Here is an 18,091-nt window from a genome sequence, read left to right on the forward strand (position 1 = left end):
ATCTATTGGGGTGACTGACGATTAATCTGACAGTGAATTCGGAATCTGGTGCGACGCGGCAACAACTCGAAACATGTCACTCGTCGCCCTATTCCGGTGCGCATCGGCACCACAACCACGCATAAATCTGCGCACAGCCATGCCAGCCAAATCTGCGACCTCTCTGGGCCGGGCCTTTACTCGAATTGGCACGTCTCTCGCTTTAACAACTCCGTGCAGGAGTCATCACAGGTTCGCGGCACCACAATTTGCAATGGCTGACTAGGGTTCCGGCTCGCCTCTGGCGAGTGGCTGGTCCGAGAGTTGGCGACCTCCAGTTGAGGTTACACGGCGGGACAAAAGCCCGGGAGACAAGCCACCGTTCGCGGTGCCGCGTTGCTCCTGTCCGCCCTTGATCAACTGGAGAACCACCATGTTCAAGCTTCGTCTGTCCGCCCTGCTCCTCGCCGCCCTCTCGGCTCTCATGAGCTTCTCGTCTGCCGCCGCGCAAAAAGACCACTTCAGCGTCTGCTGGACCATCTACGCCGGCTGGATGCCTTGGGAATACGCCGGCAGCCAAGGCATCGTCGATAAATGGGCAAAAAAATACGGCATCAAGATCGATGTCGTGCAGCTCAACGACTACGTCGAATCCATCAACCAGTACACCGCCGGTCAGTTCGACGGCTGCACCATGACCAACATGGATGCCCTGACCATTCCCGCCGCCGGTGGCGTGGACAGCACCGCGCTGATCGTCAGCGATTTCTCCAACGGCAACGACGGCATCGTCCTCAAGGGCGAGGGCAAGAAAGTCGCCGACCTCAAGGGCATGGACGTCAACCTGGTGGAGCTGTCGGTGTCCCATTACCTGCTGGCGCGCGCCCTGGATTCAGTTGGCCTCGCCGAAAAAGACCTGAAAGTCGTCAATACCTCCGATGCCGATATCTCCGCCGCCTTCAACACCGACCAGGTCAAGGCCGTCACCACCTGGAACCCGATGCTCTCGGACATCAAGGCCCAGCCGGGCGTGAGCGAAGTGTTCAATTCCAGCCAGGTTCCCGGCGAGATCATGGACATGATGGTGGTCAACACCCAGACCCTGAAGGACAACCCGGCCCTCGGCAAGGCCTTGACCGGCGCCTGGTTCGAAGTGGTGGCGCTGATGAACGCCAAGAACGCCGCCGCCAACGCTGCGCTGGAACACATGGCCAAAGCGTCGGGCACTGATCTCAAAGGTTTCCAGGCGCAACTGGACACCACCAAGCTGTTCGCCACGCCCAAGGAAGCGCTGGCCTTCGTCACCAGCGAGCAACTGCCCGCCACCATGGGCAAAGTCGCCGAGTTCTCGTTCAAGCACGGCTTGTTGGGCGAAGGCGCCAAGAGCACCGACGCGGTCGGCATGACGTTCGCCAATGGCGTGACCCTCGGCGACAAGGCCAACCTCAAGCTGCGCTTTGACCCAACCTACGTACAGCTGGCCGCCGACGCCAAGCTGTAAACCGGAGGACCTGGCATGCGCCTGATCAACCGCTACCCGGATCGTCCCAGCCGTCTGTTGTTGGTGATCCTGCCCTTCGCGCTGGTGCTGTTCGCCTACTTCATGGGCTCGGCCGAACGGTTGACGGACAACCCCAACGACAAGCTCCTGCCCAGCGCCGTGCAAATGGCCGATGCAGTTAAACGCCTGGCCTTTACCGCCGATGCCCGCAGCGGCGACTACCTGCTCTGGCAGGACACTGCGTCGAGCCTGCGCCGGTTGGCGATCGGCCTGGGCATCAGCGCCCTGGCCGGGTTATGCCTGGGCATCGCCGCCGGCACGCTACCGCTGTTTGGCGCGCCGCTGTCGCCGTTGCTCACTGTGGTGTCGATGGTGCCGCCATTGGCGATCCTGCCGATCCTTTTCATCGTCTTTGGCCTGGGGGAACTGTCTAAAGTGATGCTGATCGTGATCGGCATCACGCCGTGCCTGGCACGGGATCTGGAACAGCGCGCCCGGGAAATTCCCCGTGAGCTGCTGATCAAGGCCCAGACCCTCGGCGCATCGACCTGGACCCTGATCCTGCGCGTGGTGCTGCCGCAACTGCTGCCACGCTTGCTGATTTCCCTGCGGCTGATGCTGGGTTCGGCCTGGCTGTTCCTGATCGCCGCCGAAGCCATCGCTTCCACCGATGGGCTGGGCTATCGAATTTTCCTCGTGCGCCGTTACCTGGCGATGGACGTGATCCTGCCGTACGTGGTGTGGATCACCCTGCTCGCCTGGCTGATGGACTGGGGCCTCAAGCGCCTGACCCAGCGAGCGTTCCCTTGGTACGAGGGGGCGAAGGCATGAGCTTCATTACTGTGAACAATGTCTGGCAACAGTATGCCGACCAAGTCGTGCTGGAACGCTTGAACCTGAGTGTCGCCGAGGGTGAGTTCTGCACCTTGGTGGGCGCATCGGGTTGCGGCAAGTCGACCTTCCTGCGCTTGCTACTGGGCCAGGAACGCGCCAGTCGCGGACAGATCCTGCTGGACGGGGAACCCTTGGCGGGCGAGCCGGATGCCAGCCGGGGCGTGGTGTTCCAGCGTTATTCGGTGTTCCCGCACCTGACGGTACTGGACAACGTGGCCCTGGGCTTGGAGTTGCCGCGCTCGCCGTTGCTGGGGCGTTTGTTCGGCAGTGCCAAGCGCCGGGCTCGCGAAGAGGCTGCGCAACTGTTGGACAAGGTCGGCCTCGGCCACGCGTTGGACAAATACCCGGCGCAGCTCTCCGGCGGCATGCAGCAGCGACTGGCGATTGCCCAAGCCCTGATCATGAAGCCGCGTGTCCTGCTGCTGGACGAGCCCTTCGGCGCCCTCGACCCGGGCATCCGCAAAGACATGCATGCCTTGCTGCTGGCGCTGTGGCGCGAGACCCAACTGACGGTGTTCATGGTCACCCACGACCTGTCCGAAGGCTTCAGCCTCGGCACGCGCCTGCTGGTGTTCGACAAGGTCCGCGTCGATCCGCACGCCCCCGGCGCCTATGGCGCACGCATCACCTACGACATTCCATTGAACAGCGACCGCCGCACCGCCCGTGCCGCCGTCGACGCCCTGCCCGCCGAACTGGCCGGCACGTTGCGTATCGCTTGAAAGGAGATTTTCCATGACCGATTCGATCCAGCTGTTTCCTCCCTTCGCTGAAGAAATGTTGCCCGGTGGCGGCCATCGCTCGTTCGTGCTCAAGCGCGGCCAACTGCTGCGCCTGACCGATCTGCGCAGTGGCGCCAACGTGAGCCTGACACTGCTCAACGCCAACGAAAAAACCGAACGCCTTAACCTGCCGGACAGCCTCAAGTGCCAACACACCGCCAAGCTCACCGCCGGTCATTGCCTTTACTCGGACATGGGCCGGGTACTCGCTGCAATCACCGCTGACACCTGTGGTTGGAGCGACAGTTTTGGCGGTGTGCTCTGCGCCGAAGAAGTCGCTGAAAAGTATGGTCAGGGCCGCTATCAGGAACTGCGCAACGGTTTCTTTCGCAACGGCGCCGACAACCTGCTGGTGGAACTGGGCAAATGGGGACTGGGCCTGTCCGACCTACTCATGACCCTCAACCTCTTCAGCCGTGTCGACGTCGACGAAGCCGGAGGTTTTCACTTTGTGGAAGGCAACTCCAAGGCCGGCGACTACATCGAGTTGTACGCGCCGATGGATACCTTGGTGGTGCTGACCGCGCTGCAGCACCCGATGGACCCGAACCCGCAATACGCCCCGCAGCCGCTCAAGCTCAGTTGGATGAACGCCAACCCCAGCGTCGCCGAACACTGCCGCCAATCGCGCCCGGAAAATCAGCGCGGCTTCATCAACACCGACCGCCTGTTCGCCTGAGGATCGTCGCCATGTCACTGTCCATCGCCACCGCACACAAGCAACCCGAGACCGCCGCCTACCGCGCCACGATTCCCGCCGGGGAACCTTGGCTGACCGAGGTCAAGGCCGGCCAGACCTTGCGCATTCTTGACCTGGAAGGCAACCAGGCGGTCGATACGCTGTTCTACAGCCTGGCCAATCCCAGGGAACGCTACGACGTGCAACGCACCTTGCGTCGGCAGAACAGCGTTTACCTGGGCGTTGGCAGTGTGCTGTATTCCAACCTCGGCCGGCCGATGCTGACCATCGTCGAAGACACCTGCGGACGCCACGACACCCTCGGCGGCGCCTGTGCCCAGGAAAGCAACACCGTGCGCTACGCCCTGGAAAAACGCTACATGCACAGCTGCCGCGACAACTACCTGCGGGCCTGCGCCCACGACGGTCGGCTGGGCAAGGGCGACATCGGGCCGAACATCAACTTCTTCATGAACGTGCCGGTCACCGCCGATGGCGGCCTGACCTTTGAAGACGGGATCTCGGCGCCGGGGAAATACGTCGACCTGCGGGCCGAAATGGACGTGATCGTCCTGATCTCCAACTGCCCGCAACTGAACAACCCGTGCAATGCCTACAACCCCACGCCAGCGGAGCTTTTGATATGGAACTGAAGCTCGCACGCCTGCGCCGCTGGCTGTTTGTGTTGTGCCAGAGCCGGTCGGGGCAGTGCATCAAATAGACACAGAATGGCGGTGTTTTTTAAGGAAGGTTTGCCGCCGGGGACGACCCCGGCGGCCATCAAAAACTGCGGGACGGCCCGCATCCCAGTTCAGGCGGCACGCATGCCTGAGGGGGCAATGCCATGTTCGAAAAAATCCTTATCGCCAACCGCGGCGCCATCGCCTGCCGCATCCTGCGGACCTTGCGTGAGTTGGAGGTCCGAGGCGTCGCGGTGTACGCCCAAGCCGACGAAGCCAGCCTGCACATCCTCCATGCCGACGAAGCCCATTGCCTGGGCGAAGGCGCGGCGGCGGGCACTTACCTGGCGGTGGACAAGCTCCTGGCGATCGCCAAAAGCAGCGGTGCGACGGCGATTCATCCCGGCTACGGTTTTCTCTCGGAAAACGCCGCTTTCGCCGAGGCCTGCGAGGCGGCCGGTATCGCCTTCATCGGCCCGACGCCCGAGCAACTGCGCGTGTTCGGCCTCAAGCACACCGCGCGCGCCCTGGCGCGGCAGCACGGCGTGCCAATGCTCGAAGGCACCGAACTGCTCGACAGCCTCGACGCCGCGTTGCAGGCAGGTTCACAGGTGGGTTACCCGGTGATGCTCAAAAGCACGGCCGGCGGTGGAGGGATCGGCATGCGAGTGTGCCGCAGCGCCGCCGAGTTGAGCGAATCCTTCGAAGCGGTCAAGCGCCTGGGGCAGAACAATTTCAGCGACGCCGGCGTGTTCATCGAAAAGTATATCGAACGGGCGCGACACCTTGAGGTGCAAGTGTTCGGCGACGGCCAGGGCCAAGTGATAGCCCTGGGCGTGCGTGACTGCTCGGTGCAACGGCGCAACCAGAAAGTCATCGAGGAAACCCCGGCGCCCAACCTGCCCGAAGGCATGGCCGAGGAACTCTGCGCAGCAGCGATCAAACTGGCCCAGGCCGTGGACTACCGCAGCGCGGGCACCGTGGAGTTCGTCTACGACAGTGACGCCGGACGCTTCTATTTCCTGGAAGTGAACACGCGCCTGCAGGTGGAGCACGGCGTTACCGAGCAGGTATGGGGCGTGGACCTGGTGCGCTGGATGGTTCAACTGGCCGCCGGTGATCTGCCCCCCTTGAGCGAACTGGGCCAGGGCCTGAAAGCCTGCGGCCACGCGATCCAGGCACGCCTGTATGCAGAGGACCCGGGCCGGGATTTCCAGCCGAGCCCGGGCCTGCTGACCGCCGTGGAATTGCCACAGGCCGACGGTAAAGGGCTGCGCATCGACACGTGGGTGGAGGCTGGTTGCCAGATCCCGCCCTACTTCGACCCGATGATCGCCAAGATCATTCGCTGGGCACCGACCCGCGAGCAGGCGCGCCTGGGGCTGCACCAAGCGCTGGACGACAGCTTGCTATACGGCGTCGAAACCAACCGCACCTACTTGCAGCAGATTCTTCTCGACGCGCCCTTCGCCAACGGCCAGCCCTGGACGCGCTGCCTGGAAACCCTGGCCTACCGCGCCAACACGTTCGAAGTGCTCAGCCCCGGCACCCAGACCAGTGTCCAGGACTACCCCGGCCGCCTCGGGTATTGGGCCGTGGGCGTGCCGCCGTCAGGGCCGATGGACAGCCGTTCGCTGCGCGCGGGCAATCGCTTGCTGGGCAATGACGAAGGTGCGGCGGCGTTGGAAATCACCATGAGCGGACCGTTGCTGCGTTTCAACTGCAACGCCCGGGTGGCGGTGACCGGTGCGCAGATTGCCCTGGCCTTGGACGGCGAAGCGGTGCCGATGAACACCCCGCTCTCGATCACGGCCGGGGCAACCCTGGCCCTGGGCACCATCAGTGGCGCCGGGGCGCGCAGTTATTTGTGCCTGCAAGGTGGCTTGCAAGTGCCGGACTACCTCGGCAGCAAAAGCACCTTCACCCTCGGCCAATTCGGCGGCCATGGCGGACGCGCGCTGTGCACCGGCGATGTGCTGCACCTGGCTGCGCTGGATGAGCGCGCCGCGTTCCCGACAGTGAACGAGCCGCCTCTGTCATTGCCAGCCGTGCGGCAGATCCGCGTGATCTACGGCCCCCATGGCGCGCCGGAATATTTCACCGAACGCTACATCCAGACGTTTTTCGAAACGTCATGGGAGGTGCATTTCAATTCCAGCCGAACCGGCGTGCGACTGATTGGGCCGAAACCCGAGTGGGTGCGTGCCGACGGCGGCGAAGCGGGCCTGCACCCCTCCAATATCCACGACAACCCGTATGCCATCGGCGCCGTGGATTTCACCGGCGACATGCCCGTCATCCTCGGCCCCGACGGCCCGAGCCTGGGTGGTTTCGTCTGCCCGGTAACGGTGATCGAGGCGGACCTGTGGCAGTTGGGGCAGCTCAAGGCCGGGGACAAGGTGCAGTTTGTGCCAGTGGATATATCGACCGCGCGATCACTGGTAACGGACTTCTCCCTCGCCACGGATTCTGGGGATACACAAACACTGTTGTCGCCGGTGGTATTGGATATCGGCCAGGACGATACCCGCCTGGTGGCTAGATTGTCTGGCGACACCCACCTGCTGCTGGAAATCGGCGCGCCTGAACTCAACCTGGTGTTGCGCTTCCGCGCCCACGCCTTGATGCAAGCGGTGCAACAAAAACACCTGCACGGTGTGATTGACCTGACGCCGGGCATCCGCTCGCTGCAAGTTCATTACCAGCCTGAGCAATTGTCGCTGGCCAATCTGCTGGTGATCGTCGCGGGAGAATGGGACGCCGTGTGCGCCGCGCAAGATCTGCAAGTGCCGTCGCGCATCGTCCACCTGCCACTGTCCTGGGATGACCCGGCCTGCCAACTGGCCATCGAAAAATACATGACCACCGTGCGCAAGGATGCCCCGTGGTGCCCCAGCAACCTGGAATTCATCCGCCGCATCAACGACCTGCCGAACCTCGACGAAGTGCAACGCACCGTGTTCGACGCCAGCTATCTGGTGATGGGTCTGGGCGATGTCTATCTCGGCGCACCGGTCGCTACGCCGCTCGACCCGCGCCATCGACTGGTCACCACCAAATACAACCCGGCCCGGACCTGGACCGCGGAAAACTCGGTGGGCATCGGTGGCGCCTATATGTGCGTGTACGGCATGGAAGGTCCCGGCGGCTATCAGTTCGTCGGGCGCACGTTGCAGATGTGGAATCGTTATCGGGCCGTTGCCGCGTTTGATGGCAAGCCCTGGCTGCTGCGGTTCTTCGATCAGATCCGCTTCTACCCGGTCAGTGCCGATGAACTGTTGCGCATCCGCCGGGATTTCCCGCTGGGCCGCTTCGACCTGCAGATCGAGCACAGCCAACTCAACCTTGCTGACTACCAACATTTCCTGGCCCGGGAAGCGGACAGCATCGGCGCGTTCCGCCAACAGCAGCAACAGGCCTTCAATGCCGAGCGCGAGCGCTGGATTGCCAGCGGCCAGGCGCATTTCGACAGCGAGGAGCCGTCGCCCGCGCCGAGCGAAGAGGCATTGCTGGGCGAGGGCCAACTGAGCGTCGAGAGCCACATCGCCGGCAATCTCTGGCAAGTCCAGGTGCAAGTCGGTACGCGGGTCGCCGCCGGTGACGTACTGGTGATTCTGGAGTCCATGAAAATGGAGATCCCGGTGCTTGCGCCAATGGCCGGTGTGGTACGCGAAGTACGCGTCCAACCCGGTTCGGCGGTTCGCGCTGGACAGCGTGTGGTGGTGCTGGAACGTGACTGAACTCAATCAAAGGATTAACGCGATGAAACTCTCTCTGCGCCTGGACAACCTGCGCGACGCCTACCGCAACGGCGAAACGACACCGCGCCAGTTGCTGCTGGCCCTGCGGGAAAAGGCCGCCGCCCTCGACCCGGACTATCACCTGTTCATCCATCTGCTGTCCCCCGAGGAACTGGAACCCTATCTGGCGGCATTGGAAAGCCGCGACCTGGAGAGCCTGCCGTTGTACGGTGTGCCGTTCGCCATCAAGGACAACATCGATCTGGCCGGCATTCCCACCACCGCCGCCTGCCCGACGTTTGCCTACGTGCCGCAACGTTCGGCCACGGTGGTCGAGCAGTTGTTGGCCCTGGGCGCCATTCCCTTGGGCAAGACCAACCTCGATCAATTCGCCACCGGGCTCAACGGCACCCGCACCCCTTACGGTGCCTGTCGCAACAGCGTGTTGGCGGACTATCCGGCCGGTGGCTCGAGTGCCGGCTCGCCGCTGGCGGTGGCCCTGGGCGTGGCAAGTCTTGCGCTGGGCACCGACACCGCAGGCTCCGGGCGGGTGCCTGCTGCGCTGAACAACCTGGTCGGACTGAAAGCCACCAAGGGCCTGATTTCCACCGCCGGCGTGGTGCCGGCCTGCCGGACACTGGATTGCGTGACGACATTCACCGCGACGGCGCGCGAAGCCAGTCAGCTGTTGGCATTGACCTCACATCTCGACCCGCGCGACGAATACAGCCGTCAGAACCCACAATGGAACGACGGCTCGGCGTTCGGCACGCCCCGACGCTTTCGCTTCGGCGTGCCTCGTCGGCAAGACCTGGCGTTTTTCGGCTGCGACGAAGGCCCACGGTTGTTCCACGACGCCATCGAGCGCCTCGAACGCCTGGGCGGCGAAGCCGTCGAGCTGGATTTGTCGCCCTTCCTCGAAGCCGCGCGCTTGCTCTACGAGGGACCTTGGGTTGCCGAGCGCTACAGCGTCGCCGGGGAGTTGATCGAGCGCGACGCCAACGCGGTACTGCCGGTGATCCGCGCCGTATTGGCGAAAGCGCCTACCGTGACCGGCGTGGATACCTTCCGCGCCCAGTACCGTTTGCAAGCGCTCAAGGCCCAGTGCGACCGAATGATGGAAACACTCGACTGCGTGCTCACCCCGACCATTGGACGCCCGGTGACCCTCGCTGAACTCGCGGCCGAACCGCTACTGCGCAATGCGGAACTGGGTTACTACACCAATTTCATGAACCTGCTGGACTACGCCGCCGTCGCCGTGCCCAGCGCCTTCATGGCCAACGGCTTGCCTTGGGGCGTGACATTGTTCGGCCGGGCCTTCACCGACCAATACCTGCTGGGCGTGGCCGACGCCTTGCAGCGCCAACAACGGCCTGACTTGCCGACACCCGCCAATCCGGCGCGCCATGATCGGGCACGGCTGGTGGTGTGCGGCGCGCATCTGGAGGGGTTGGCATTGAACTGGCAACTCAAGCAACGCGGCGCCCGGCTGATCGAGGCGACCCACAGCTCGCCGAATTACCGCCTCTATGCCTTGGCGGGCGGCCCACCCCTGCGCCCCGGCATGCTGCGCGTTGGCGAGGGGGGCGTGGCGATCGAAGTGGAAGTCTGGGAGCTGCCAAGCAGCGAGTTGGGCTCGTTCCTGACCGGTATTCCCGCACCGCTTGGGTTGGGCAAGGTGCAACTGGCCGATGGGCGCTGGGAAAGCGGTTTCATCTGCGAGCCGTATGGCCTGGACGGCGCAGAGGACATCAGCCAGTTGGGCGGATGGCGGGCTTACCTGACTACCCGTCAGTAAACGGCACCCTGTGGCGAGGGAATTTATCCCTCGCCGCAATCTAGCAAACCTGCAAATCCGACTGTCTTTTCCCACAAGGCCACTAAACTGATTCCATCGGGTCACTCCTGGGGAATCGCCATGTCGCTTCGTTCGCCGTTGCATGCCCAGCGCTCACCGGTGCTGATGCTCGCCATTTTGCTGGGTGCCGCCTTCCTGCTGACTTCGCTGTTGGCTTATTACGCCGCCAACACGTCGCTCAAGGACAACATAGTGAAGGCGTTGTACTTCAACTTGCTGATCGGCCTGCTGGTCACCGTGGCGGTGCTCGTCGTGCTTTATAGGCTGATCGCCAATTTCCAGCGCCGGATCGACGCACAGGCCATCCTCGATGGCTTGACCGAACTGCCCAACCGCCGGGGCTTCGACCTCCTGGCGGTGCAAGCGCTGCATGAAGCCCAGCGCGAGCCCAAGCCCTTGAGCGCGTTGCTGCTGGAGGTGGATAACTTCAAACAACTGGATGCCAGCCACGGCCACGTTGCCAGCGACCAGTTATTGAGTGGTTTCGCTCGCGACCTGACCGCCACCTTGCGGCACTCGGACATCGTGTGCCGCTGGGGCACTGATGCCTTCGCCCTGCTACTCAAGGACACCGATGGGCAGAACGGCCTGAGGATCGCTGAGAAAATTCGCCAGCACATCGCGTTGCAGCGCTATTTTTGCAACTCAAAGCAATTGCAGGTCACCGTCAGCATCGGCCTGACCACCTTGCAGGATGAAGACACCTTGCATAGCCTGTTGTCCCGGGCCGATCATGCGTTGCTACGCGCCCGACAGACCGGCAGCAACCGAACCTGCGTGGAAATGCCTCACTCCAGTTATGAATAAACCTGATCATTGCCCGGCCTGCGGCGGCGCCAACGACTGCACCCTCGCCGATCCGAAGACCGCCGACCGCGCCTGCTGGTGCTACGGCGTGCGCATCGACCCGGCTGTGCTTTTGGCATTGCCGACCGAATTGCGAGACAAATCCTGCCTGTGCCCGCGATGCGCCCAGGTCGACGACCAATTGCGCGCCAATGCGCAACCGATCGCGTAAGATTCCCGCCCCCCGCTTCCTGGCCTGAACTGCCCATGCGTGTCGACCGTTTCCTCAGTAACCTGCCGCGCTTCAATCGCCAGCAGGTCCGCCTGTTGCTGGTGGCGCGTCGGGTGCAGATCGATGGCCAGACCGTCACTGAGCCACAAGCGCAGGTGCGGGAATTCAGCCGCGTCGAAGTGGACGGGGAAATCTTGCAAGCAGGCCGACCGGCGCGGTATTTCATGCTGCACAAGCCGCCCGGTTGCGTCAGCGCCACACGCGATCCGCAGCACCGCACCGTGCTCGACTTGCTGGACGAACCGGACAAGGACGACCTGCACATCGCAGGCCGCCTGGACTTCAATACCACCGGGCTGATGCTGATCACCAACGACGGCAGTTGGTCGCGACGCCTGACCCAACCGCAGACCAAGCTGCCGAAGATCTACTACGTCGAGACCGAGCAGACCATTACTGCCGAATACGCGCTCACCTTTGCCCAGGGCCTGTATTTCGCTTTCGAGGACCTGACCACGCAACCCGCGGAACTGACGCTGCTGGGCCCAAAGTCCGCGCGGTTGAGCATCGTTGAAGGTCGGTATCACCAGGTCAAGCGCATGTTCGGTCACTTCAACAACAAGGTGCTGCGCCTGCATCGCGAACGAATGGGGCCGCTGGTGTTGGACTCCCATCTGGAGCCCGGTGGGTATCGCGCCCTGAGCGCTGAAGAAATCTGCCTGATCTGAAGGAAATGACCGCTGGGCAGAAGTGCCCGACAATTTTCAAAGAGCACTTGCGCAACGCTCGCCCCCCTGCTTGAATCAAACCGTCGGCCGAAATGTGACCGACGAGTCACCTCATACCTCTAAGAAACTTTTTGCCGGCTGGAGCCCCCAGGCTCCGCCTCATCCCCCGGCAAACTGCCCGCCATAACAATACCCGTCGACCAACTGTCATGGATCGACATGGGCCTTATCTTCCAGGCGTATGCCTACCTGTCACATTGCCCGTGCAATCTCATTGCGCGCATACCCGCTTGCCAGGAGTCTTATGACATGAGGCCAGAAATCGCTGTGCTGGATATACAGGGTCAGTATCGGGTTTACACGGAGTTCTATCGCGCAGACGCCGCGCAAAAGACCATCATTCTGGTCAACGGCTCGATGGCCACCACCGCGTCGTTTGCACAGACCGTCAAGAACCTCTACCCGCAATTCAACGTTGTGCTGTACGACCAGCCCTACGCGGGCAAGTCCAAGGCTCACAACCGCCACGAAAAAATGCTGACAAAGGAAATCGAAGGGCAGATTCTCCTGGAGCTGATCGACCACTTCGCCGCCGAACACGTGTTGTCCTTTTCATGGGGCGGCGCCGCCACGTTGACGGCACTGGCCCAACGCCCGCGGCGCATCGAAAAAGCCGTGATCAGCTCGTTCTCACCGGTACTCAATGCACCGATGCGCGACTATCTGGAGCGCGGTGTGGATTACCTGAGCAGCCTGGACGGCGACCGTGTCGGGCACCTGGTCAACAATACCATCGGCAAGCACCTGCCGCCGCTGTTCAAGCGTTTCAACTATCGCCACGTCAGCAGCCTGGCCGAGCATGAATACGGGCAGATGCACTTTCACATCAACGACGTGCTCCACAGCGACCAGCAGTGCTACATCAATGCCGCCAAGAAGGTCGACGTTCCGGTGCTCTTCCTGAACGGCGAATGGGACGAGTACACCTCAGCTACCGACGCCAGGCTCTTCGCCAATCACGTCCAGCACAGCACCTTCACCACGCTGCAAGCCACCGGGCATTTCCTGGACATGGAACACAAGGCCGCCTGCCGCGACAGCCGCGACGCGTTGCTGGGTTTCCTCAAGCCGAGTCACCACGCTAGCCGACCGCGTTACAGCCAGGTGCAGGATTACCATGCAGTGGCGATCTGAAAAGAAGTCATCGCGGACAAGCCTCCGACAAACCGGCTTGCCCGCGAAGACCGCTCTGTTTTGAGGCTTGCGCAGACGGATGACCTGACCGGCCGGAAAGAAAAACTTCAAATCCCGAGCGACATCTGGTACAAAGTCAGCCGCTCTGAGCGGGTGTCGTATAATGGCATTACTCCAGCTTCCCAAGCTGATAACGAGGGTTCGATTCCCTTCACCCGCTCCAATCGAATTCTGGTCCTGCGTCGTGGTGGTTTTGACGGGGGATCGAAAAAAACCGGCTCTTGGTGGCCGGTTTTTTTTGGTCTGGGATTTGTGGAATTTCCGTCGCTGACGGTTACACCAAGTACCTTGAAATCGATGATGGCCAGGTTTTTATCGCAATGGCAAAGAGAATCAAACCTGCTTTGCGACAAAAGCGACCACGGTAAGCACGATCAGGGCGAAGGCAGCACCGATGCTGAACGGCAGCAACGTAACCCGGATTGTAGTCGGAGCCGGGCGTCTCATCTCTTCGGCTAACGCTTCCACCTCTTGATGCAGTTGCTCGATGCTCGCTTGATAATCACGAGGTATGGACACGTCTCTTTCTCCTCCGAGGCTGCGGCTCATGCTGGGTCTTGAACTACTTCGAGCAATTTGAGCGGTGTACTTCCAAAGCTCAAGTACCGTTAGGGTGATTGGCGTATCGTGGCAAACCAGCGATCAGATTCTAATCCCAAAACCCGCAACGGCAACAATGGCAGTCATTACCCCTGCCCCAACGGCGTACGGATACCATAAGGCTTCATGCTTCAGCTTGGTTTCTTCGGCCGTAAGCTTGCGAGTCTCAGCCAACAACTTTCGGGTTTCAACCAGCAGTTTATCGAGTTCCAAATTATCGCGGTCGTTCTGGAGCATCCATCCTCCTTTTGAGGGTTAAGCCACTGCCCTGAGCTTTTTGTTCTGCGATGCCGGGAGAACCAGCCCACTGCAATCGCTCATTGCCAGCCGTTTAGTGCGTCTGCGGAGCACTATTTCCTATATGGGCGGTTATGGACAGCGGGTGATTCCCGTTTGGCTTGTAGGCAAAAACAGCACGTTGCGTACGACAGAAAACCGCCTCACTCCCCCGCCAGATGCCCCAACGGCAACGGCCCCGGCGCCTTCACCGTGTTGATCGCAAAATTGCTGCGAATATCACTGACGCCCGGCAGCTTCAGCAGCTTGCTGGTGACAAAACGGTCATAGGCGCGCAAGTCCGGCACGACGACTTGCAGCAGAAAATCCGACTCACCTGACACCAGGAACGCCGAAATCACTTCGGGCAGCGCGGTCACCGCCTGACGGAACGCCTCGGCTCGCTCGTCAGTGTGCCGTTCGACCTTGATGCCAACAAAGATCGTCATTCCCAGGCCCACTTCGTCGCGGTCAAGGACGGCTTGGTAGCCGCGAATGACCCCTGCCTCTTCGAGCATCCGCACACGCCGCAGGCACGGTGACGGCGACAAGCCTATTTCTTCGGCCAGTTGCACGTTGCTCAGCCGGCCGTCCCGTTGCAATGCCGTCAGGATTTTGCGGTCGAAGGCGTCAAGTTTCATGATTTGGCATTATCCGGATTACTGACTCGATTACTTGGCAGGTTATGCCAATTTCCTAATCTTTAGAAGCTGACTACGCAACCACCTGCCCTGCCCTTCGGCCATAGACTGGCACTTCCAATCCACTGAATGCGGGGGCATGCAATGACGGGGCTCTGGTTGTTTTTCATGGCGTTGACGGTGGCGTACCTGTTGCCTGGGCCGGACATGATCCTGGTGCTGCAAACCGGCGCCCGTCAGGGCAAAGGCGCGGCGCTGGCGACGGCGGGGGGCTTGGGCGTTGCCCGGGCATGTCACGTCGCGCTGGCAGCGATGGGGCTTTCGGTGTTGTTCAAGACTGCTCCCTGGACCTTCGATGTGGTGCGCCTGGGCGGGGCGGCTTATCTGGCCTGGCTCGGGTTTCAATGCTTGCGCACCACCTTGTTGCCCAACTTCGAAGGAGGCGCCGCTGCTAATGGAAAGCGGCAATGGCTTCAGGCGATCCAGCGCGGTCTGCTGACCAATCTGCTCAATCCCAAGGCCTTGCTGTTTTGCTCGGTGTTGCTGCCGCAGTTCATTGATCCGCGGGACGGGCCCGTGTTGGGGCAGTTTGCGATACTTGGCGTGGTGCTGGTCGGCGTCGGCCTGCTGTTCGACAGCGCCTATGCATTGGTCGGCGTGGCACTCGGGCGATGGCTCCAACGCTCGCCTTCGGCCCAACGCGCGCAGCAATGGTTGTTTGGGAGCCTGCTGATTGGTTTTGCGGTGCGGCTGACGTTTGTGCAGCAGTCGTAAGTCCTCTGGATTTGTGGCGAGCACCTTCAAAACCGGGGCTGCTCCGCTGCCCAGCGGGAGCAAGCTCCCTCGCCACGTCGATATCAGCCACCCAATCTCACATCCCGAAATAAAGCCAACCCGCCTTCTCCGGCCCTTCCATGACTGCGCTTCTAGACTTCAAAGCGAGAGATCCCAGCCCCAACCGTCGCCGAGGGTGGTTATAGTGTTGATCATTCCCGAACAGTAGGTATAGTACCCACCAACAACACCATGGAGGTGTTGTGAATAGCCGATTCTTGATAAGCCAAATTGTTGCAGATGGGTGGTACCTGGTGCGGATCCGGGGCAGTCACCATCACTTCAAACACCCGACCAAACCGGGGCTGGTTACGGTTCCTCATCCCAAGAAGGACCTGCTCAAGAAAACGGCCATCAGTATCTTGCAACAGGCCCTTCTCCAGGCGCCCAGTTGCCCCGCTTTTCCGGAGGACGATTGAATGCTTTACCCGATTGCGATTTCCATGGGCGATGACAAGCACGCCTGGGGCGTTGAGGTGCCGGATATTCCCGGTTGCTTTTCCGCAGGTGACGACCTGGACGAGGCCATGGCGATGGCGCGAGAGGCCATAGAGGGTCACTTCGAGATTCTGGCTGAGGACGGTTCGCCAATTCCATCGGCCAACACCGTCACCCTGCATGCGGCCAACCCGCAATACGCTGGTTGCACATGGGCGCTAGTGGACATCGATATCACCAAGTACCTGGGTAAGGCCCAGAAGCTCAACATCACCCTGCCCGGTTATCTGCTGAACCGTATCGATGAGTATGTGCTGCACCATCCTGAAGAAAAAAGCCGGTCAGGCTTCCTGGCGTCGGCGGCGCTCAAGGTACTGCAACAAGGCCGCTGAGCATTCGCAGAGAAAACACGAAACTATGGGAGCGAGCATGCTCGCTCCCATAGTTTTCAATGGATCTATTTGCTCTCCGACTTGGATTCCTGCATCTGCACCGAGGACTTGGTGCCGTCGGTGTTGTCCTTGGTCTCGTTATCCGAATTGTCAAAGCAGCCTTGCAGGGCAAACAGGCAGCAGGCGAGGCAAAAGGTGCGGGCGATATTCATGATGTACTCCGATGCTGAGGGCTTTCAGGAGTGACCCGCGAGAATGACATTGGTTGCGACTGTCGTCGTGCCGGACGATGAACGTCGAGGAGACGCTTGCGGTTGAAATGTAAGTAGAATTTTCGCCGACGCGTTGCTGTCACACCTGACAGGTGCATCCCAAAAAGGAACACAGTAATGACGTTCGCAAAAATCGCTCAAAAACTATCCCTCTGGGCGGGGAGCCCCAAGACTTTTCTGGGGGCCATTGTGTTGTTGGCGCTCTGGGCTGCCAGCGGACCTTTCTTTGGTTTCAACGACACCTGGCAGTTGATCATCAACACCTCGACCACCATCATCACCTTCCTGATGGTGTTCCTGATCCAGAATACGCAAAACCGCGATACAGATATCCTGCACTTGAAAGTGGACGAACTGCTGCGGGCGTCGAAGGACGCGCAGAACGCAATGCTCGGCCTCGAGTCGCTGGATCTCAAGCAACTTGAAGCGCTACGCAAGCAGTATCAGGACATGGGCAAAGACGAGGCCAAGAGCCTTGACGGCGTTGAGCCGAAGAACAAGATCGACCTGAACCAGTGCTGATGCCGAGGCGCGAGCGGTTCAGGCCACTCGCGCGCTCTTTCGGTCATCAGGGCAACGGGTTGCCGCCCGTCACGCCGAATACTTCCCCGGTGATATAACTCGATTCCTGCGAAGCGAGCAGCACATAAAGCGGCGCGCATTCGGCGGGCTGTCCCGGACGTTTCATTGGCACCTGGGAGCCGAACGTAGGAATTTTTTCCCTGGGTTGTCCGCCGCTGGGTTGCAACACGGTCCAGATCGGCCCCGGAGCAACCGCATTGACACGGATCCCCTTGCTGATGACCTGCCCGGCCAACGCCTTGGTAAACGCCACAATCGCCGCTTTGGTGGTGGCGTAGTCCAGCAACGTTGCGGACGGATCATAGGATTGGATAGAGGCGGTATTGATGATTGTCGCTCCCGCTGGCATCAGCGGCACTGCGGCCTTGCAGATCCAGAACATCGCGTAGATGTTTGTTTTCATGGTGTCGTCGAATTGCGCGGTAGTGATATCGGCAATGTCTTTTTGCGCTTCCTGCTTACCGGCGACGTTCACCAGGATATCCAGGCCATCGAGTTGCTGCTGCGCCATCTTCACCATCTGGACGCAGAACGCCTCATCCTTCAGGTCGCCCGGAATGGCGACGGCCTTACGGCCCTCCGCCTTGATCAGCTCAATGACTTGCTGTGCATCGCGCTCTTCGCTGGGCAAATAATTGATCGCTACATCCGCGCCTTCCCGGGCGTAGGCGATGGCAGCGGCGCGACCGATCCCCGAGTCACCGCCGGTGATCAGCGCCTTGCGCCCCTCGAGTCGGCCGAAGCCTTGGTAGCTTTTTTCGCCATGATCGGGTTGCGGCACCATGTCCTGGTCAATGCCCGGCGGTGATTGTGGCTGGTCGGGAAATTCCGGACGCGGATACTGGGTCAGCGGATTCTGCATCGCGTATTGGTTGGGTTCTCGGCTTGTAGACATCGAGGTTCTCCTTTTCGGCGGGCAAAACAAGCCGGGGCGCTGGCG

General features: G+C 61.2%; 19 protein-coding genes, 1 tRNA gene, 1 pseudogene and 1 riboswitch. Of the genes and pseudogenes, 16 read left to right on the forward strand and 5 right to left on the reverse strand.

What is annotated here, in order from left to right; genetic code table 11:
* Positions 1-250: 250 nt before the first annotated feature.
* A riboswitch (guanidine-I (ykkC/yxkD leader) is annotated at positions 251-352 on the forward strand.
* A 60-nt stretch (positions 353-412) separates the two neighbouring features.
* The 12 genes and pseudogenes from J3P79_RS19790 to J3P79_RS19845 all read left to right on the forward strand — a co-directional run bounded on the left by J3P79_RS19790 (position 413) and on the right by J3P79_RS19845 (position 13,279).
* Positions 413-1,480: a putative urea ABC transporter substrate-binding protein gene (locus J3P79_RS19790; protein WP_434605271.1), complete on the forward strand. Its 1,068-nt coding sequence runs from the start codon at positions 413-415 to the stop codon at positions 1,478-1,480.
* Between the two features lie 15 nt (positions 1,481-1,495).
* On the forward strand, positions 1,496-2,311 hold the full coding sequence (locus J3P79_RS19795) for an ABC transporter permease (RefSeq protein ID WP_434605272.1): 816 nt from the start codon (positions 1,496-1,498) through the stop codon (positions 2,309-2,311).
* A complete protein-coding gene (locus J3P79_RS19800) occupies positions 2,308-3,096 on the forward strand; it encodes an ABC transporter ATP-binding protein (protein WP_434605273.1) in 789 nt (262 codons plus the stop codon). The genes J3P79_RS19795 and J3P79_RS19800 overlap by 4 nt, the downstream gene beginning before the upstream one ends.
* A 13-nt stretch (positions 3,097-3,109) precedes the next feature.
* A complete protein-coding gene (locus J3P79_RS19805) occupies positions 3,110-3,835 on the forward strand; it encodes an urea amidolyase associated protein UAAP1 (protein ID WP_434605274.1) in 726 nt (241 codons plus the stop codon).
* 11 nt (positions 3,836-3,846) lie between these two features.
* Positions 3,847-4,488 carry an urea amidolyase associated protein UAAP2 gene (locus J3P79_RS19810; protein WP_434605275.1) on the forward strand — a complete coding sequence of 214 codons (642 nt, stop codon included), beginning with the start codon at positions 3,847-3,849 and terminating at the stop codon, positions 4,486-4,488.
* Between the two features lie 191 nt (positions 4,489-4,679).
* A complete protein-coding gene (gene uca, locus J3P79_RS19815) occupies positions 4,680-8,255 on the forward strand; it encodes an urea carboxylase (protein ID WP_434605276.1) in 3,576 nt (1,191 codons plus the stop codon).
* 22 nt (positions 8,256-8,277) lie between these two features.
* Positions 8,278-10,056: an allophanate hydrolase gene (atzF, locus tag J3P79_RS19820; protein WP_434605277.1), complete on the forward strand. Its 1,779-nt coding sequence runs from the start codon at positions 8,278-8,280 to the stop codon at positions 10,054-10,056.
* Positions 10,057-10,305: 249 nt separating this feature from the next.
* Positions 10,306-10,923, forward strand: a pseudogene (locus J3P79_RS19825) (GGDEF domain-containing protein); the annotation flags it as partial.
* A complete protein-coding gene (locus tag J3P79_RS19830; RefSeq protein WP_434605278.1) occupies positions 10,916-11,134 on the forward strand; it encodes a cysteine-rich CWC family protein in 219 nt (72 codons plus the stop codon). The pseudogene J3P79_RS19825 and the gene J3P79_RS19830, both read left to right, overlap by 8 nt.
* Before the next feature lie 35 nt (positions 11,135-11,169).
* A complete protein-coding gene (locus tag J3P79_RS19835) occupies positions 11,170-11,862 on the forward strand; it encodes a pseudouridine synthase (RefSeq protein ID WP_434605279.1) in 693 nt (230 codons plus the stop codon).
* A 309-nt stretch (positions 11,863-12,171) separates the two neighbouring features.
* Complete coding sequence (locus J3P79_RS19840) at positions 12,172-13,056, forward strand: alpha/beta fold hydrolase (RefSeq protein WP_434605280.1); 885 nt, start codon at positions 12,172-12,174, stop codon at positions 13,054-13,056.
* Positions 13,057-13,205: 149 nt separating this feature from the next.
* A tRNA-Gly gene (locus tag J3P79_RS19845) sits at positions 13,206-13,279 on the forward strand.
* Positions 13,280-13,449: 170 nt separating this feature from the next.
* On the opposite strand, the gene J3P79_RS19850 is transcribed toward J3P79_RS19845, so the two are convergent.
* The 3 genes from J3P79_RS19850 to J3P79_RS19860 form a co-directional block, all read right to left on the reverse strand.
* Positions 13,450-13,665, reverse strand: a complete 216-nt coding sequence (locus J3P79_RS19850) for a hypothetical protein (protein WP_434605281.1) — start codon at positions 13,663-13,665, stop codon at positions 13,450-13,452.
* A 93-nt stretch (positions 13,666-13,758) separates the two neighbouring features.
* The gene (locus J3P79_RS19855) at positions 13,759-13,953 is read right to left on the reverse strand and encodes a hypothetical protein (RefSeq protein WP_434605282.1); all 195 of its coding nucleotides are present in this window, start codon (positions 13,951-13,953) and stop codon (positions 13,759-13,761) included.
* Between the two features lie 203 nt (positions 13,954-14,156).
* A complete protein-coding gene (locus J3P79_RS19860) occupies positions 14,157-14,633 on the reverse strand; it encodes an Lrp/AsnC family transcriptional regulator (RefSeq protein WP_039593289.1) in 477 nt (158 codons plus the stop codon).
* A 144-nt stretch (positions 14,634-14,777) separates the two neighbouring features.
* Here J3P79_RS19860 and J3P79_RS19865 point away from each other — a divergent pair, with 144 nt between their 5' ends.
* The 3 genes from J3P79_RS19865 to J3P79_RS19875 all read left to right on the forward strand — a co-directional run bounded on the left by J3P79_RS19865 (position 14,778) and on the right by J3P79_RS19875 (position 16,297).
* On the forward strand, positions 14,778-15,407 hold the full coding sequence (locus J3P79_RS19865) for a LysE family translocator (protein ID WP_434605283.1): 630 nt from the start codon (positions 14,778-14,780) through the stop codon (positions 15,405-15,407).
* A 263-nt stretch (positions 15,408-15,670) separates the two neighbouring features.
* The gene (locus tag J3P79_RS19870; RefSeq protein WP_434605285.1) at positions 15,671-15,886 is read left to right on the forward strand and encodes a type II toxin-antitoxin system HicA family toxin; all 216 of its coding nucleotides are present in this window, start codon (positions 15,671-15,673) and stop codon (positions 15,884-15,886) included.
* Positions 15,887-16,297: a type II toxin-antitoxin system HicB family antitoxin gene (locus J3P79_RS19875; protein ID WP_434605286.1), complete on the forward strand. Its 411-nt coding sequence runs from the start codon at positions 15,887-15,889 to the stop codon at positions 16,295-16,297.
* A gap of 65 nt (positions 16,298-16,362) precedes the next feature.
* Here the strand turns inward: J3P79_RS19875 and J3P79_RS19880 are convergent, their stop codons facing one another.
* Positions 16,363-16,509, reverse strand: coding sequence for a hypothetical protein (locus tag J3P79_RS19880; RefSeq protein WP_434605287.1), 147 nt, complete (start codon positions 16,507-16,509; stop codon positions 16,363-16,365).
* A gap of 177 nt (positions 16,510-16,686) precedes the next feature.
* Here J3P79_RS19880 and J3P79_RS19885 point away from each other — a divergent pair, with 177 nt between their 5' ends.
* Positions 16,687-17,091, forward strand: coding sequence for a low affinity iron permease family protein (locus tag J3P79_RS19885; RefSeq protein ID WP_434605288.1), 405 nt, complete (start codon positions 16,687-16,689; stop codon positions 17,089-17,091).
* 46 nt (positions 17,092-17,137) lie between these two features.
* Here the strand turns inward: J3P79_RS19885 and J3P79_RS19890 are convergent, their stop codons facing one another.
* Complete coding sequence (locus J3P79_RS19890) at positions 17,138-18,046, reverse strand: SDR family oxidoreductase (protein WP_434605289.1); 909 nt, start codon at positions 18,044-18,046, stop codon at positions 17,138-17,140.
* Between the last annotated feature and the right edge of the window lie 45 nt (positions 18,047-18,091).

Origin of the sequence: Pseudomonas sp. R1-7, assembly GCF_051132105.1 — a bacterium.
Taxonomy (GTDB): domain Bacteria; phylum Pseudomonadota; class Gammaproteobacteria; order Pseudomonadales; family Pseudomonadaceae; genus Aquipseudomonas.

Excerpts from the sequence above, each read along its gene's own strand:
- J3P79_RS19790 (WP_434605271.1), top strand. The coding sequence starts at position 413 with ATGTTCAAGCTTCGTCTGTCCGCCCTGCTCCTCGCCGCCCTCTCGGCT.
- J3P79_RS19795 (WP_434605272.1), top strand. The coding sequence starts at position 1,496 with ATGCGCCTGATCAACCGCTACCCGGATCGTCCCAGCCGTCTGTTGTTG.
- J3P79_RS19800 (WP_434605273.1), top strand. The coding sequence starts at position 2,308 with ATGAGCTTCATTACTGTGAACAATGTCTGGCAACAGTATGCCGACCAA.
- J3P79_RS19805 (WP_434605274.1), top strand. The coding sequence starts at position 3,110 with ATGACCGATTCGATCCAGCTGTTTCCTCCCTTCGCTGAAGAAATGTTG.
- J3P79_RS19810 (WP_434605275.1), top strand. The coding sequence starts at position 3,847 with ATGTCACTGTCCATCGCCACCGCACACAAGCAACCCGAGACCGCCGCC.
- uca (WP_434605276.1), top strand. The coding sequence starts at position 4,680 with ATGTTCGAAAAAATCCTTATCGCCAACCGCGGCGCCATCGCCTGCCGC.
- atzF (WP_434605277.1), top strand. The coding sequence starts at position 8,278 with ATGAAACTCTCTCTGCGCCTGGACAACCTGCGCGACGCCTACCGCAAC.
- J3P79_RS19830 (WP_434605278.1), top strand. The coding sequence starts at position 10,916 with ATGAATAAACCTGATCATTGCCCGGCCTGCGGCGGCGCCAACGACTGC.
- J3P79_RS19835 (WP_434605279.1), top strand. The coding sequence starts at position 11,170 with ATGCGTGTCGACCGTTTCCTCAGTAACCTGCCGCGCTTCAATCGCCAG.
- J3P79_RS19840 (WP_434605280.1), top strand. The coding sequence starts at position 12,172 with ATGAGGCCAGAAATCGCTGTGCTGGATATACAGGGTCAGTATCGGGTT.
- J3P79_RS19850 (WP_434605281.1), bottom strand. The coding sequence starts at position 13,665 with ATGAGCCGCAGCCTCGGAGGAGAAAGAGACGTGTCCATACCTCGTGAT.
- J3P79_RS19855 (WP_434605282.1), bottom strand. The coding sequence starts at position 13,953 with ATGCTCCAGAACGACCGCGATAATTTGGAACTCGATAAACTGCTGGTT.
- J3P79_RS19860 (WP_039593289.1), bottom strand. The coding sequence starts at position 14,633 with ATGAAACTTGACGCCTTCGACCGCAAAATCCTGACGGCATTGCAACGG.
- J3P79_RS19865 (WP_434605283.1), top strand. The coding sequence starts at position 14,778 with ATGACGGGGCTCTGGTTGTTTTTCATGGCGTTGACGGTGGCGTACCTG.
- J3P79_RS19875 (WP_434605286.1), top strand. The coding sequence starts at position 15,887 with ATGCTTTACCCGATTGCGATTTCCATGGGCGATGACAAGCACGCCTGG.
- J3P79_RS19880 (WP_434605287.1), bottom strand. The coding sequence starts at position 16,509 with ATGAATATCGCCCGCACCTTTTGCCTCGCCTGCTGCCTGTTTGCCCTG.
- J3P79_RS19885 (WP_434605288.1), top strand. The coding sequence starts at position 16,687 with ATGACGTTCGCAAAAATCGCTCAAAAACTATCCCTCTGGGCGGGGAGC.
- J3P79_RS19890 (WP_434605289.1), bottom strand. The coding sequence starts at position 18,046 with ATGTCTACAAGCCGAGAACCCAACCAATACGCGATGCAGAATCCGCTG.